A 15,225-nucleotide genomic window follows, 5' to 3' on the forward strand; every position below is an offset into this window, starting at 1 on the left:
TCGGGGGCTTCGCAATACAACTCAACAGTTGCGAATGCCGAGGTTGCCGAGAAGAGTGCAAAGAGCATCAGCGCAGAAGTCCTGATCATGAACATTTCCCTTCGTTCGCAATCCGATCAAAATATATCTTAGGTTCACAGTTCTCAACAAACGTGTCTCAGTGCAGTTCAAAGTAGCGGACAGTAGCTGAGCAGAAACCGACTAATCCTGCTCTGACAGTTCGCTTTGGGTCTGCTTCGGGCTGAGGGTGTGTGAAATCTCTGGCTATCCGGCAAAACCGCCGAAAACACCCTCAATGTGCATACTCTGGCGCTTCTCGGAAAGATTTTACACAGGCACTTAAAACGAGCGCGACGAGAGAGCTCGTGGGCTGGAGTTTTCACACACTCTCGGCTCTTTGCAAACCTTAGAGCTAACGCAGCATGGGCCCTGCCCCGAATTACCACCCCACACCGGACTTTGACCGTACGATCCTGTGCTGCACCGCAGCTTCCCATATCCGGGCCATTGACGAAGCCACGCAGAGGTATGGATCATCCGAAGAATGGCCTGTGGCGCTCTGGCCTTTCGAGGATGACGAGGGAGCGCCCGAAGAGGCTCTATCCGTCATTCGAGAGGTGCTTGCTGCACCGGTCTGACCGCATCAGAGCACCTACACAAATATAGGGCGGCGGGATGTTCCGCCACCCAAATTGGTGTTTTCGGCATATCATAGGCAAACCCTGGACCGGGCATATTGGTTCGGCTTGGTAAGACAAAAAGCAGCATGACACCTAAAGCTGATAAACCTTAGTGAAGCTGCAAAACCGTCCAACGCTGCGCCTGAAGTCCGCCTTCCGGACATTCATCGCGGATGCAGAACACTTAGCTTGACGACATGGAAATTCATCTCGGTTTGTTACCTCTTTGGCATCTGCGAAAGGCAACGGATTTGGTTGGTTGCTTCAAACCGGGCCAAGCTAAACTCTATTTGTTATATCTCCAGCCAGATTGGACGATGGTCGCTTGCCCTTTGGGTGCGGCTGACCCCGCTTCCTTCTAACTCACTCTCAAATTCGGAATGCGCGATACCCGCATCTTGAACATCATCATACAAACCGGGCGATACCGCAAAGTGATCCAACAATAGGGGGCGATCTTGTATCCCATCTACAAAATCGTCAAAGCGTGAGGTAAACAAGGCATTTACTGGCACCCTTTCCAATACCGGATGACGAAATATCAAGTCGGGGTAGAACGTACTTCCTAGCACGATATCTGCCACATTGTGGGTAAGATACTGTCGTTCGAAGAAGTCCGGGCCAGGACCATCGTTCCAATCGCCCGTTACAATGATACGCTCTGATGGCTCATTCTGAACCAATTGATCAAGGTACGTTCTGAGGCGGAAACCTTCAGCAGAAATACGGCGCCGTGCCTTCATCGCAGAGGCGATAAACTCGTGGCGGCGTGCAGGATTATTGAATAGGCTTTCGCCGTTATGAACATATTTTGACTTGGTATGTAGGTTGACAATCCGAATAGGATCACCAGCAACTGGATTGATGTCGACAACCATAGGTGCTCGCGTAAAATCATAGGGCTGTAAAAGCAGATCCCCGTCGACATCCGCCTGCCACACGTCTTCTAACTCATGCGTCAAGGCGTCGGTTGCATGATCAATATCAGCAACAGCTCCTCCTATTTTTTTGAGCACATAAAGCTTTTGCGAACCACCAGCTTTTCCAATCAGCGCCTCGTAAAGCGGGTCGCCGTTGACAGAAAGAAAATCAGAGATGAATAAGTTCATTTCCTGGATGGCGCTTGGTCCCTCTTGGATGCACAAGATATCCGGATCGATTGCCGTGACTATGTTGGCAACTCTTTGAGCTACGATCCGTGCATCTGGCGCATCCATTGAGTTGCCACCCCAGGCAGGATTGTGATTACCGGAAAACCAGCGGTTCATCCATTCGATATTCCAGTTCATAATTTTCACAGCGATCTCCTTAATAGAGTTTAAAAAAATACTTTTGAAACGTGCAGATGAGCCGTGCAGAAGTCTACAGTTTTTCTGAACCTCGGCCCAAAGCCGACCTTGTCCGAGGGCCGACGATGCTGCGATGTAGCCAGCCAAAGCCGCCATTCGCTGCGAACGCGGAGTTCATTGCCAACTTTTCTGAATCGGTAGGTTACCAAGATCGAGAAGGCCGACGGTTGCGCTATTACGTCTCCAATCGACTGATCTCGGGTGGCAAGGATATCTCCGGCTGGCGACTGCCCGGCCCGGCGCTGGAACACGCAGTCATTGATGTCATCGTCAGACATCTGCAAGACGCCGCCGCCGCGCACCAGGTGCTGGCGCAACCGGAGGCCGGGTCAACGGAGGCAGTTCAGACTTCAGCTGCGGATTTAGTAACTCGGCTTCGAGGCCAAGGCGCTCAGGTCGGCGCTGATATTCTGGCCAACGGCAGAATTGCACGCGGACAGATCGACCTCGAATTGAACCCTAAAAATCTGGCAAGCGCACTTGGCATCGCGGCCGATCATCTGAACCCGGATCTCACACACATCACCTCATCCTTCGATCTGCGACGACGCGGCGTTGAGGCCAAAGTCATCGCTGGAGACATGGCACCCCAACCCGATCCCCACCTCCGGTCCATGCTGATCCGCGCTCATGGCTGGGCGCGTGATCTAAAAGCCGGCGTTCAACTGATGGAAATTGCCCGCCGCGAAAACCTCCCCGGCGCCTTCATCCGTACCCGTGCTCAGCTCGCGTTTCTTTCACCGAAGATTCAGGTCGCGATTCTCGACGGCGCTCAGCCGACCGATTTCACACTCAAGCGTCTTGTCAGCGTGACCCACCCACTAGACTGGTCTGAACAGGAACGCCTGTTCGGCTTCTGACATCTCCAAGTCCTTCGTCCCTGTTACAGGGTTTGCCCTCCCTGATCCGCAGGCACAATTCCCTGTTCCCACGAGAAAATTCCCTGTTCCACCTTTTACGGAATTTGCAACATAAACCTCTGGAAAACATGCAGTTCCGATAGGAGAAATGACGGAACTCAGACCTGTTTCACGAAAATTCCCTGTAAATTGCCGGGTATCAGGGAAATCCCGCCCAAAGCGACCCCGCCAAAATGCGCCACTGAGACTGCGGCCGGAATTGCGCTCTGAGTGTGCGATCTGCTCCGTCTCTGATTGAAAGCGCATGCGCCAACTCGCGGGAATTGCGGCACAATTCCGGGTCAGAAAACACAACTGAAGTGAGACAGGTATGAGTGGCGGGGAGACAGGGATTCGAACCCTGGGAACGCTCTCACGTTCAACGGTTTTCAAGACCGCCGCATTCGACCACTCTGCCACCTCCCCGCGTGGGGCAGGGTCTAAGGCGAGTTGTTGGCAGAGGCAAGCCATAAAGCGGGAAATCTTGCCGAAGCGAAAGCAGCAGTCTTTCCATGGCCCGGTGCCCGCGCTATGATCCGCTCAAGAAACCGCTGGAGACTGGCAAAAAGAACCAGCACGCATGCGGTGGGGCGCGGCCGATATGGCCTGTCAGGCAAGGGATGAGACAATGAAGCGAGCGACTGGCACACGCTTTGGGCCGCAGCGGCTGGCGTTTCTGGCCGTGAGTATGGTGGCCTTGGCGGGCTGCGAAGAAGGGTTCAATCTGCAGGAACCCTCGACCGAAGAAACGGCAAGTGAGGATGCGGACAACACCAACAGGTTTGAGCTGTTCCCCGAAGCCAGTGCCAGCAACCAGCGCGATGTCGAGGCACCCGAGGTGTTTCAGGTGACCGAGGCGGGTCTTTGGGACGGGCGTCCGTCGCTGGGCGGCGTCTGGGTGGCGCACCCTGATGTCTCACAACCCGAGCGGGTACTGATCAAAAATACAACCAACAACAAAACCGTCACCGGCGCGTTGTTCCGTCGCGAGCGGAACCTGCCGGGGCCCGCGCTGCAAGTGTCATCGTCGGCAGCATCGCAGCTGGGAATGCTGGCCGGTGCTCCGACCCGGATTGAGGTGGTTGCGCTGCGACGAGAAGAGATCGCGCCTGCTCCACCGCCGATTGCGGAAGAACCCGTTGAGGAAGAGACAGCCGAGACCAGCACTGAGATTGCAGCCGTAGACACGACCGAAGCAGATGCACCCGAGAAACCCGCAAAGCGGAAATGGTGGCAAAAGAAACCTGCTGACGAGACCAACGCCGCCGGTGCAGCTGTAGCTGCCGGGGCTGCCGCGGGCGCGGTTGTCGCCTCGACCGGGGATGATGTTGCTGAGACCGCCGTTCAGACGGCTGACGCAGCCACTGAGGCCGTCGAGCCTGAACAGCCTGCGAAACGCAAGTGGTGGCAAAAGAAGACACCTGAAGAGGTAGACGCCGCAGCAGCCGAAGTGGCGACCGCTCCGCTTGCCGAGACCGGGAACGAGGCCGCATTGGCCGGTGCCCAGACTGCAGCCTTGTCGGACCCAGAGATCACACCTCCGGCCGAGAAACCCGCCAAACGGAAATGGTGGCAGAAGAAAGACCCCAACGCCATCACCGAGACGCCGCTGGACCCGATCGCGGGTGCAGCCGCAGCCATTGAGGCAAGCGAGCCGACCACCGCAGCCGCAGCTGCCGCCGCCACCCCCGAGACAACTGGCGGGTTGGCAAAGCCGTTTGTTCAGGCCGGCACCTTCAGTGTCGAAGCAAACGCCAAAAGCGCCGCCGAGAAGATCCATCGCAACGGAATGTCCGCTGAGGTGGCAGAGTTGAAAGGCGACGAGAATACAGTTTGGCGCGTGCTCGTCGGCCCGGCTTCGACTCGGGCCGAGCGTCGCGCCTTGCTGAACGATGTCAAAGACCTCGGTTTTGCCGATGCCTTCACGGCCAAGAATTGAGATGAGGAAGCCCAAAATGCTGTCTGCATTCAGATCCACATGCCTGGCCATCGGCCTGACTGTGCTGGCCCTGCCCTCTTACGCCTTTGATACAACGGCGCGGGCGGCTTATGTGATGGACCAGGGAACCGGAACGGTGTTGCTATCGAAAGACGCCGATCAGCCGCTTCCTCCGGCCTCGATGTCAAAGCTCATGACTCTGTACGTGGCGTTCGAGGCGCTGCGTGACGGGCGATTGACCTTGCAGGAAACACTGCCCGTCTCGGAACACGCGATGAGCTATGGTGGCTCGACCATGTTCCTGAACACGCAGGACCGCGTGACGGTCGAGGATCTTCTGCGTGGCATTATTGTGCTGTCGGGCAATGATGCCTGTGTGGTGATCGCCGAAGCGCTCAGCCCCGATGGAACCGAAGCAGGCTTTGCTCGTTTCATGACCCAGCGCGCGCAGCAAATGGGCATGAACAACTCGAACTTCGCCAATTCCAACGGTTGGCCTGCTGCGGGGCACATGATGTCGGTGCATGATCTGGCCATTCTGGCCGATCGTCTGATCACCGATTTTCCGGAATACTACCCGCTGTTCGCCGAAGAGGTGTTCGAGTTCGATGGTCGCGCGCCATCAAACTCACGCAACCGCAATCCGCTGTTGAAGCTGGGGATTGGGGCGGATGGGCTCAAGACCGGCCACACGCAAGAGGCCGGGTATGGTCTGGTCGGATCGGCCAAACAGGGTGATCGTCGGGTCGTCTTTGTCCTCACGGGTCTCGACAGCACCCGCGCCCGTGCAGAGGAGGCTGAGGCCGTGGTTAACTGGTCGTTTCGAAATTTTGTCGAGAGGACAGTTGCCAAAGCGGAAGAACCGGTAGCCCAGGCAAAGCTTTGGATGGGGGCTGAAAAGACAGTTGGACTGGTGCCTGAAGAGGACCTGACACTGCTGTTTCCGGTCTTGGGCGGCAAGGAAATCAAAGCCGAGGTGGTCTATGACGGCCCGATCAATGCTCCGGTATCGAAGGGTCAGCAGCTTGCCGAACTGGTGATTCAGCCGGAAGGCCTGCCGGAAATTCGCCGCCCTCTCGTGGCTGACAGGGACGTCGCACAGGGCGGGTTTGTTGTGCGAATGATGACCGTTGGCGGCATCGTTCTGAAAGACGTCATCAATATCCCGCTGGAACAAATGTGACGCCGCGCGGAATGTTCCTGACTTTTGAAGGCATTGACGGATCGGGCAAATCCACGCAGGCGCGCCTGCTGGCCGAACATTTGCACAACGCAGGCCGAGATGTGGTTCTGACCCGCGAGCCCGGAGGCTCAGCCGGGGCCGAGGAAATCCGCAGTCTGGTCCTGCAGGGCGATCCGGATCGCTGGTCTGCCGAGACCGAGATTCTGTTGTTCACCGCCGCCCGTCGCGATCATCTGGAGCGTACGATTGAGCCGGCTCTGGCTGCGGGTAAGGTTGTTATCTGTGATCGGTTCGCCGACAGCACTCGCATGTATCAAGGCCTGTCGCGCGGAGATCTGCGCGGGTTGGTCGACCAGTTACATGCGCTGATGATCAAACGCGAACCGGACCTGACACTGCTGATCGATATGGACCCCGAAACGGGCCTGTCCCGCGCCAAAGAACGTCAGGGCACCGAGGAGCGATTCGAGGATTTCGGCGTCGACCTGCAACAAAAAATGCGCGCCGGGTTTCTGGCGCTCGCAGATGAGTTTCCGGACCGTTTCCGCGTCGTCGATGGCAACCGAGACATGGACAGCGTCGCGCAGGATGTGACAGATTTCGTCTCAACAGCCCTGCGATAGACGAGACATGAGCAACGATACTCCAAACCCGGATCAGGCCCCCGGCGCCCCGCACCCCCGCGAAACGGAGCGGCTGTTCGGGCAGGACAACGCCGAACAAGCCTTCCTGACCGCCTATAACTCGGACCGGCTGCATCACGGCTGGTTGCTGACCGGCCCCCGCGGGGTTGGCAAAGCAACTTTGGCATGGCGCATTGCCCGGTTTTTGCTCGCGACACCTCCGACAGATGACGGTGGGTTGTTCGGTGCCCCCCCTCCGCCCGACACATTAGACATCGACACGGATCACCCCGTCTCGCATCGCATTCTGGCAGGAGCCGAGCCCGGACTAGCCGCGATCACCCGATCCGTGAACGATCAGGGGCGTCTGCGCAATGAAATCGTGGTTGACGACATCCGCAAGCTAGGGCGCTTCTTTGGTCTGTCCTCGGCGGATGGCGGTCGGCGGGTTGTCATTGTCGACTCGGCAGATGAGATGAACACCAGCGCTGCCAACGCGCTGTTGAAAATGCTCGAGGAGCCTCCGGCGCGCACGACGCTATTGCTGATCTCACATCAACCCTCGCGCTTATTGCCCACCATCCGGTCTCGTTGCCGAACTCTGCGCCTATCGCCTTTGGGGGTCGAAGATATGCAGGCGGCACTTGCGCAAACCGGGGCGGAACTGCCTGCACAAGCGGACCATCTGGCCGCTCTGGCAGCAGGCTCGGTCGGCGATGCCGTGCGCCTGATCAATCTGGGTGGGTTGGAGCTTTACGCCGAGCTGATCGCCATTGTGGGCACCCTGCCCCGGCTCGACCGGCAACGTGCGCTGAAGTTGGCAGAAACAGCCGCACAGCGCGGTGCGGCTGAACGGTTCGACCTGCTTTTGTCCCTGATCGACATAGCCCTGTCCCGCCTCGCCCTGACCGGCGCAACAGGCGCGGCCCCGATGCCCGAAGCCGCTCCGAACGAGGCCGAAACGCTGGCGCGCCTCTCCGGTTCACCGCACAAGGCCCGCCAATGGGCCGAGGCTGCCGCCCTGATCACGTCACGCGCGCGGCATGGGCAGGCGGTGAACCTTGACCCTGCCTCGCTTGTCCTAGATACGGTGTTCAAGATACAGGAAACCGCCGGTCATTAGTGATGAGCCCCACCCCTGAAATTACCGACAGCCATTGCCATCTGGACTTCCCGGATTTCGAAGGCCAGTTGGACGAGATCGTAGCCCGTGCCGCCGAAGCAGGCGTGACGCGGATGGTGACGATTTGTACCCGCCTTCGCAACGAACCCAGCGTACGCGCCATCGCCGAAGCTCACGCTTCGGTCTTCTACGCCGCTGGCACGCACCCGATGAGCGCAGTGGACGAACCCATGGCTACGGTTGACGAACTGGTCACACTGGCGCGTCATCCGAAATTTGTTGGCATCGGCGAAAGCGGTTTGGATTACCACTACACCGCCGACTCAGCTGAGATTCAAAAACAATCGCTGCGCGTTCATATCCAGGCGGCGCAGCAAACTGGCCTGCCATTGATCATCCATGCGCGTGCAGCCGATGACGACATGGCCCGCATTCTGACCGAAGAACATCGCAATGCACCCTATTCCTGCGTGATGCATTGCTTCTCGTCTTCGGCGGAGCTGGCCCGGGCCGCGCTGGATCTGGGCTTTTACCTGTCCATGTCGGGCATCGCCGCCTTCCCCAAAAGTCAGGAGTTGCGCGATATCTTCGCCGCTGCCCCTGTCGACCGCATTCTAGTGGAAACCGACGCGCCTTATCTGGCCCCACCGCCACATCGTGGCAAACGCAATGAGCCCGCCTATACCGCCCACACCGCTCGCAAGGGGGCCGAAGTATTCGGGATGGACTACGCCGAGTTCGCCGCCCAGACGCAGGAAAATTTCGACCGGCTGTTCACCAAGGCCGCGACATACAAGGCCGCCGCATGACTGAACTGCGCTGCACTATTCTGGGCTGCGGATCATCCGGCGGTGTTCCCCGGCTGGGCGGTCATTGGGGGGCTTGTGACCCCGACAATCCAAAGAACTCGCGCCGCCGATGCTCAATGCTGGTTGAACGGGACGGGCCGGATGGCACGACCTCTGTTCTGATCGACACCTCACCCGACATGCGCAGCCAGTTGCTGAGCAGCGGCACAGGCCGTCTGGATGGGGTAGTTTACACCCACTCCCATGCCGATCACACCAACGGTCTGGACGACTTGCGGATGATCTTCTTCAACATGAAGGCGCGCGTTCAGGTCTGGGCGGATGGCGATACGCAAAACGACCTTCTCAACCGCTTCGGCTATGCGTTCGTGCAGCCCGAGGACTCGCCCTATCCGCCTATTCTCGATCTGCGCACAATTGACGGACCGTTTGAAATCGACGGGCCCGGCGGTGCGATCCCGCTAGAGCCGTTTGTAGTGAATCACGGCAGAATTGACTCACTGGGCTTCAAGATGGGAAACCTCGCGTACCTTCCCGATGTTGCCGAGATTTATGACGAGGCCTGGCGGGCAATGGAAGGGCTCGATTGCCTGATCATTGACGCTCTGCGCCGCACGCCCCACCCAACCCATGCACATCTGGAAAAGACATTGGGCTGGATCAAGCAACTGGAACCGAAACGCGCCATTCTGACCAACATGCATATCGATATGGACTATGCCACGGTCGAGGCCGAAACCCCGGACCACATCACGCCCGCGTTTGACGGGATGGTGATCCGGCAAGCGCTCTGAGAGCCGGGCCGCTGCCTGCCCCCATCCCCTCCGCTATGGCCTCGCCATGTTTCAAAGCCTGATCGATGTTGTCCTACCAGTCTTTCTGGTGATCGGAGCCGGGTATCTGTCGACCCGATTGGGATATTTTCGCGAAGTTCATATCGACGGGCTGATGAAATTCACGCAGGGCTTTGCGATCCCATGCCTGCTATTTCTGGCAATTGCCAATCTGGACCTGAGCGCCAGTTTCGATCCTCGCCTGCTAGGCAGCTTCTATACTGCCGCAGGATTGTGTTTTCTGGCCGGTATGCTCGGTGCACGCCTGATCTTCGGTCGTGAGTGGGAAGATAGCGTCGCAATCGGCTTTTGCTGTTTGTTCTCAAACTCAGTTCTGCTGGGCCTGCCGATCACCGAGCGCGCTTATGGCCCCGAGAATCTGACCGGCAACTTCGCGATCATCGCCTTTCATTCCCCCTTTTGCTATTGCGTCGGCATCACGGTGATGGAGGTCTTCCGGAACCGCGGCCACGGTGGCGCAAGGATGATCAGATCGGTGCTGACCGCGATGTTCAAGAACGCATTGATCCTGGGCATTGGCCTGGGTTTCATCGTCAATCTGTCAGGTGTCGGCATCCCCACGGTGGTAGATGACGCGCTGAACCTGATCACAAGTGCTGCGCTGCCGGGGGCCCTGTTCGCTTTGGGCGGCGTCTTGGTAAAATACCGCCCCGAAGGTGACCTGCGCGCAATCATGTTTGTCTGCGGCGTTTCGCTGATCCTGCATCCCAGCCTCGTGTGGCTGTTCGGCGCATCGCTTTCTCTGCCGCAGGACCTGTTTCGTTCAGGCGTCCTGACCGCCGCGATGGCACCGGGCTTCAACGCTTATATCTTCGCTAACATGTATGGCCGGGCAAATCGGGTCGCCGCCTCGTCGGTTCTGATCGGAACCGGAGTTTCGATTTTGACGGTCTGGCTATGGCTGACCCTTCTGAGCTGACCGAAAGCATTGACTTTGCCCACCATCGAGACACCTATCGCAGGACCAAACTGGAGCCCGTATATGCCAAACGCAGTCATTGTTGCCCACGGTCAACCTTCTGACCCAGCCCCCGCCGAGGCGGCGCTGGCAACGTTGGCTGCGCAAGTCGACGCTCTGTGTGAACACGTTTCAGTTTGTTCGGCAACTCTGGCAGCTCCGGGCGCGTTGGAAGCCTGCCTTGATGGCCTGCCTACGAATACCGCTGTTTATCCACTCTTCATGGCGCGTGGCTGGTTTGTAACCAGCGCGCTCCCGAAACGGATCGGTGATCGACCGGTCAGAATTCTCGACCCTTTGGGCACTGATCCGGAACTGCCTCTGCTGGTAGCTGGGTCTCTAGGCGACGTGATGATCGACAAAGGCTGGAACCCTGAGGACATCGATCTTGTCATCGCGGCCCATGGATCTGGTCGCAGCCCCAATCCGGCCCGTGTTGCACAGGATTTTGCCTGCGCATTGGTCCAGCATATTCCGTTCAAATCCGTCCATACGGGGTTTGTAGAGCAATCGCCTTCCATTGCGGATGCGGCGACCGATCTTGAAGGGCAAGCAATCTGCCTACCATTCTTCGCCTGTACCGGCGGACACGTATTGGAAGATGTACCGCAAGAGCTGAAGCGCGCCACCTTTACCGGCCATGTCATGCCGGTGATCTCCGAATTGCCACAGGTCCAACGCCACATCGCCAGAGTTTTGGATCAGCTCTGAATCCAACCATGCAGCTTTGCGTTCAACCGGGTTACTGCGCGCCCGACAGTTCCGAATAGAAACGGTGACAAGATCTACCATCTCGCTTCGCGGCATAAAGCGCCAGATCGGCAGCATGCAGGATATCGACTGCTCTGGGCACCTCGAACTGAGTTGATAAAGCGGTTCCGATACTGCAGGAGATCCGACACTCTGTCCCGTCGAATTGCATCGGTTCGCATAAGCTCGAAATCAGTCGACCAGCGACCCTGCCAAGTTTATCGCGATCGGTCATACCTTTGAAAATCAACACAAACTCATCCCCGCCAACCCGGGCAACCGTGTCGTCACCGCGCGTTTCGGCAAGCATGATACGGGCAGCCTGCTGCAATACATAATCCCCGGCGGCGTGGCCCAAACGGTCATTGATAGATTTGAAGTAGTCCAGATCCAATTGCATCAGCGCAAAGGTCGCCTTCATCGAGATCAAATGGCCCAGCAGATGATCCATTGCTCGACGATTCTTCAATCCGGTCAGCGTATCGGTGTATGCTTGTTCTTCCGCCGCGAGCATGGCCCCCTGCAACCGCAAATTCAGCGACCTCGAAGCATCCATCGCCGCAGACTTCGCCTCGACCAGATACAAAAGCTCAATCGCAAGATCGGTGCCCGAGAAATCCGCGCTTGTCAGAGCATAGTCCCGAACCGCATCCAGAATGGATATGCCAAACGACAAGTTAACAACTGTCCCTCCGCCATTTGGCATCGGCGCGATCAGACCTTTCAACGCAGTTCGAGGCATGTCTTTGAACCTAAGATGCAACCTGGTTCCCGGCGTCGCTATCAAATCCGCGATGTTGGTAACCGATCTGGGCCGCAAGAGCTCAAAGATATCCAGAAAACTCTCGCCCGCCATTTGACGTTCAGGTCGCAACTTCTGAAGTGTTGGCCCAGCCTGAATGATCCGTCCCGCATCATCCACCAGCACGAACATCGGACAAAGGGTTTCCAGCAACGAGGTCAGAGCGCGCGTACACGTCATCCGCTCCGTGCTCCCAGATCGAAATGACGGCCCTGAGCAAACGCACTCTCTACCAAGGTGATCGAAATGACCTCGGCACCGCTTTGGTGTCCGTCATGGGTGAGAATTACCAATGCACCATAATCATCTGCCATGGCCCGCAGGACCCCTGTCATGACGCTTGAATAACCCGGAAGGCCGGAAAAGCAGTGCAAACGATATTCAGCTGGTGAGTGTTCCTGCAACTCCAGCGCGGGCAGAACAAGATCTGAGACGGCAAGCCGAACCCGATCCGACAGATCATCCAATGAATGCAGGAACTCGACATAGGTCACGCCGCCAAAGCGTAAAAGCCTGCGCAACCCTTCCATATTTGGGTGCGAAACGAGATAGGTGCCCAGATCCTCGAGAAATTCTGGCTTCGAACGCTCCAGATCTGCACACAACACATCCAGAACACGCGCCGAGACATCCGCCTCGTAAATTAACATCGCTTCGAATTCGTCGAAATCCAACCCTGCGGCCTGCATCGCGCGCAGCCAGCAGTGACGGCCATAGGTGGCGCAAACAAAGGATTGGATCGCCCTGTTGATCAGTCCATGCATGAAAAGCCCCGGATCAGAAATCCGGTCTAGATGACCCCAGAAAGCTTAACAAAAGCCCAAAATCCATGACTGGATTGAGACAATGCGTTGTAATCTCAGCTTGAAACCAAAGGGCATCAGAAGTCGGTCGGTGCGCCCCCTTCCGATTTTCGGCGGGCGACAAAATCAGCCAACTCGTCGCGGATCGCTTCGTCCAGCGCGGGGGGCTCGAAGGTGTTCACGATCTCCCTGAACATGTGATGCGCGCGTTCTGCAGTCCATACACCGCCAGCCGCTTCCCAGGCCTCGAAGTTCTTCCAGTCACTCAGGAAGGGCTGATAAAACGCGGTGGAGTAACGATCCTGCGTGTGTTGGATGCCAAAGAAATGCCCATCGTTCCCGACGGCACGTATTGCATCCAGCGCGATCTCATCCGGTCCGGTCGCGTTTATCTCTGGCTGCATATATCGCTGAATTTGCTGTAATATTTCGCAATCCATGATAAATTTCTCAGGGCTGGCAATCAATCCGCCCTCTAGCCATCCCGCTGCGTGATAGACCATGTTGGTCCCCGACTGCACTGCCGCCCAGAGCGAATTCGACGTCTCCCAGATCGCCTGACCGTCAGGCACATTGGCCGCGCATACTCCGGATGAACGCATAGGCAGCCCATAAAACCGCGCCATCTGTCCCGTCATCTGAGTCGAGCGCATATATTCCGGCGTCCCGAACGCAGGCGCGCCGGATTTCATGTCCACATTCGAGGTAAACGTCCCAATCACACAGGGAATGCCGGGCCGGACGTATTGGAACAACGCAATTGCGCAGAGCGCCTCAGCCAGAGATTGCGCCACCGCGCCCGCCATGGTCACAGGTGCCATGGCCCCGGCAAGCGTAAAAGGTGTCACCACGATCGCCTGCCCGCGCCGCGCCAACCTCAGACAGCCGTCGATCATTGGGTGGTCGTGTTTCAGCGGCGAGGTCGAATTGATGTTGGTGTACATCCGCGGCGCGGCTTCGAACTCCTCGTGGCTGAGACCGCCGGCGATACGCACCATCTCCATCACATCTTCAACGCGCTCTTTGCCCAGAGAATAGGCGTGCATGGCCTTATCGGTCAGCGTCAGTTTATCATAGAGCACATCCAGATGACGAATGCTGGCATGGATATCGACCGGCTCAACCGGGTAACCGCCCGCAAAATGAATGCAGTTAAAATATTGCGTCAGTTTTAGCAGGTCCTGACACATCCGCCTGGTACCCGGGACCTTCTTGCCGATCTCCATATCCCAATAATTCGGCGGAGATGACACGTTTCCGAACAGCAGTGTACGACCACCTACCTCGATCTTGTGATCAGGGTTGCGCGGGGTGATCGTGAATTTGCTCGGGGCCTTGCGCACCATTTCCATGACGAAATCGCGGCCCATCCGAACATTGTCGCCGTTGATGGTGCAACCAGCCTCCCGTAGGATATCAAGCGCTTCCTTGTTGTAGAACTCGATCCCGATCTCTTCGAGGATACGCATCGCACCTTCATGAATCGCCTCAACCCCGTCGGGTCCCAAAGGCTCGGTCGGTCGATCTATGTTTATCGGCGGGTTCCAAGGCATCTGATCGATAATGGCACTGCCGCGACGTGCGGCAGCGCCAGCGCGACCGCCACTGCGTCGTTTGCGAGTTCTGCTGTCGGCCATGGCTATCCTCCGGACGCTGCTTTCTTCAAGCAAGCCCCGAACACCGAGTAATGGCCGCTCTGTCTGCGACAATAGATGTCGGTTTCACCCTATATCATGGCGATTTTCAACTCAGTTGTTCAGCAATTAGCTAACCAGCCGGGTATATGCCCGATATCGGGCAGCACAACATCCGCCAACGGCTCCAGCATCTGCGCCGGGGCCATTCCCGTCAAAACACCAATCGTCACCATGCCCGCTGCACGCCCGGCCTCGAGGTCATGCAGGCTGTCACCCACCATGGCAATTCGCGACGGGTCGATGTCGATATGTTTGGCAAAGGCCAGCAACTGCCCCGGCCCCGGCTTGAACCCATGGCCACTGTCATATCCGGCGACGAAATCGAAGTGATCCCGCACACCAACCGAGTCGAGATGCTGCAGCGCCGGCATCTCTCCATCATTTGTGGCAACGCCTAGCTTCAATCCAGCCTGCCTCAAACCTTCAAGAAACGGCGCCAGTGGCACAGATGGAATCTGCCGCGCCTCTGCCGAGGCTCGGTTTAGGGTGTCAACAAGCTCTGACCTAGGTGTCTCGGGCAGATGAGGCTTTAAAACCTCGGCGACTTCATCGACCGTTCCGGCGATTACGATGCTGTCCGCCTCATAGGTTTCTTCAGTATAATCAAATCCGATGGCTTTACCCATTTCGGATGCAAGCTGCGTGTCGCCTACCGACAAGCGCTCCAGTGCGACGCGCCCGAAAGCACCCCATGTGGCGGCAAAGTCAAAAAGTGTTCCGTCCTTGTCGAACAATAAGGCATCGATAGGCATTCAA

The 15,225-nt window shown here is 57.5% G+C and carries 15 protein-coding genes and 1 tRNA gene; 10 read left to right on the plus strand and 6 right to left on the minus strand.

Translation table 11 applies throughout. The features are described 5' to 3' along the window. The first annotated feature begins 422 nt into the window (after nucleotides 1-422). Entirely contained in the window at nucleotides 423-638 is a 216-nt protein-coding gene (locus ACR0AZ_RS11370) for a hypothetical protein (protein WP_480667478.1), read from the plus strand. A 335-nt stretch (nucleotides 639-973) separates the two neighbouring features. On the opposite strand, the gene ACR0AZ_RS11375 is transcribed toward ACR0AZ_RS11370, so the two are convergent. Beyond that, complete coding sequence (locus ACR0AZ_RS11375; RefSeq protein WP_480667610.1) at nucleotides 974-1,969, minus strand: endonuclease/exonuclease/phosphatase family protein; 996 nt, start codon at nucleotides 1,967-1,969, stop codon at nucleotides 974-976. Nucleotides 1,970-2,025: 56 nt separating this feature from the next. Between ACR0AZ_RS11375 and ACR0AZ_RS11380 the strand changes: the two genes are divergently transcribed. After that, the gene (locus ACR0AZ_RS11380) at nucleotides 2,026-2,889 is read left to right on the plus strand and encodes a hypothetical protein (RefSeq protein ID WP_480667479.1); all 864 of its coding nucleotides are present in this window, start codon (nucleotides 2,026-2,028) and stop codon (nucleotides 2,887-2,889) included. A 375-nt stretch (nucleotides 2,890-3,264) separates the two neighbouring features. On the opposite strand, the gene ACR0AZ_RS11385 is transcribed toward ACR0AZ_RS11380, so the two are convergent. Then, nucleotides 3,265-3,354, minus strand: a tRNA-Ser gene (locus ACR0AZ_RS11385). Nucleotides 3,355-3,556: 202 nt separating this feature from the next. Here ACR0AZ_RS11385 and ACR0AZ_RS11390 point away from each other — a divergent pair. From ACR0AZ_RS11390 to ACR0AZ_RS11425, 8 genes are all read left to right on the plus strand, one after another. Then, nucleotides 3,557-4,867: an SPOR domain-containing protein gene (locus ACR0AZ_RS11390; RefSeq protein WP_480667480.1), complete on the plus strand. Its 1,311-nt coding sequence runs from the start codon at nucleotides 3,557-3,559 to the stop codon at nucleotides 4,865-4,867. 16 nt (nucleotides 4,868-4,883) lie between these two features. Next, on the plus strand, nucleotides 4,884-6,050 hold the full coding sequence (locus tag ACR0AZ_RS11395) for a D-alanyl-D-alanine carboxypeptidase family protein (protein ID WP_480471910.1): 1,167 nt from the start codon (nucleotides 4,884-4,886) through the stop codon (nucleotides 6,048-6,050). 11 nt (nucleotides 6,051-6,061) lie between these two features. Next, nucleotides 6,062-6,673, plus strand: a complete 612-nt coding sequence (gene tmk, locus ACR0AZ_RS11400; RefSeq protein WP_480667481.1) for a dTMP kinase — start codon at nucleotides 6,062-6,064, stop codon at nucleotides 6,671-6,673. Nucleotides 6,674-6,680: 7 nt separating this feature from the next. Then, nucleotides 6,681-7,796, plus strand: a complete 1,116-nt coding sequence (locus tag ACR0AZ_RS11405) for a DNA polymerase III subunit delta' (protein WP_480470278.1) — start codon at nucleotides 6,681-6,683, stop codon at nucleotides 7,794-7,796. Nucleotides 7,797-7,798: 2 nt separating this feature from the next. Next, complete coding sequence (locus ACR0AZ_RS11410) at nucleotides 7,799-8,605, plus strand: TatD family hydrolase (protein ID WP_480470279.1); 807 nt, start codon at nucleotides 7,799-7,801, stop codon at nucleotides 8,603-8,605. Further along, the gene (locus ACR0AZ_RS11415; RefSeq protein ID WP_480470280.1) at nucleotides 8,602-9,399 is read left to right on the plus strand and encodes an MBL fold metallo-hydrolase; all 798 of its coding nucleotides are present in this window, start codon (nucleotides 8,602-8,604) and stop codon (nucleotides 9,397-9,399) included. Before ACR0AZ_RS11410 ends, ACR0AZ_RS11415 begins: the two co-directional genes overlap by 4 nt. A 46-nt stretch (nucleotides 9,400-9,445) precedes the next feature. Then, the gene (locus ACR0AZ_RS11420; RefSeq protein WP_480470281.1) at nucleotides 9,446-10,378 is read left to right on the plus strand and encodes an AEC family transporter; all 933 of its coding nucleotides are present in this window, start codon (nucleotides 9,446-9,448) and stop codon (nucleotides 10,376-10,378) included. Between the two features lie 63 nt (nucleotides 10,379-10,441). Continuing rightward, nucleotides 10,442-11,128, plus strand: coding sequence for a CbiX/SirB N-terminal domain-containing protein (locus tag ACR0AZ_RS11425; protein WP_480667482.1), 687 nt, complete (start codon nucleotides 10,442-10,444; stop codon nucleotides 11,126-11,128). A 31-nt stretch (nucleotides 11,129-11,159) separates the two neighbouring features. Here ACR0AZ_RS11425 and ACR0AZ_RS11430 read toward each other — a convergent pair whose 3' ends face one another. The 4 genes from ACR0AZ_RS11430 to ACR0AZ_RS11445 form a co-directional block, all read right to left on the minus strand. Then, a complete protein-coding gene (locus tag ACR0AZ_RS11430) occupies nucleotides 11,160-12,149 on the minus strand; it encodes a diguanylate cyclase domain-containing protein (RefSeq protein WP_480667483.1) in 990 nt (329 codons plus the stop codon). Further along, on the minus strand, nucleotides 12,146-12,733 hold the full coding sequence (locus tag ACR0AZ_RS11435) for a heme NO-binding domain-containing protein (RefSeq protein ID WP_480667484.1): 588 nt from the start codon (nucleotides 12,731-12,733) through the stop codon (nucleotides 12,146-12,148). Before ACR0AZ_RS11435 ends, ACR0AZ_RS11430 begins: the two co-directional genes overlap by 4 nt. 116 nt (nucleotides 12,734-12,849) lie before the next feature. After that, nucleotides 12,850-14,409, minus strand: coding sequence for a trimethylamine methyltransferase family protein (locus ACR0AZ_RS11440; protein ID WP_480667485.1), 1,560 nt, complete (start codon nucleotides 14,407-14,409; stop codon nucleotides 12,850-12,852). 119 nt (nucleotides 14,410-14,528) lie between these two features. Beyond that, a complete protein-coding gene (locus tag ACR0AZ_RS11445) occupies nucleotides 14,529-15,221 on the minus strand; it encodes an HAD family hydrolase (RefSeq protein ID WP_480470286.1) in 693 nt (230 codons plus the stop codon). Nucleotides 15,222-15,225 lie beyond the last annotated feature (4 nt).

The organism is Ruegeria sp. BE3 (assembly GCF_056538865.1).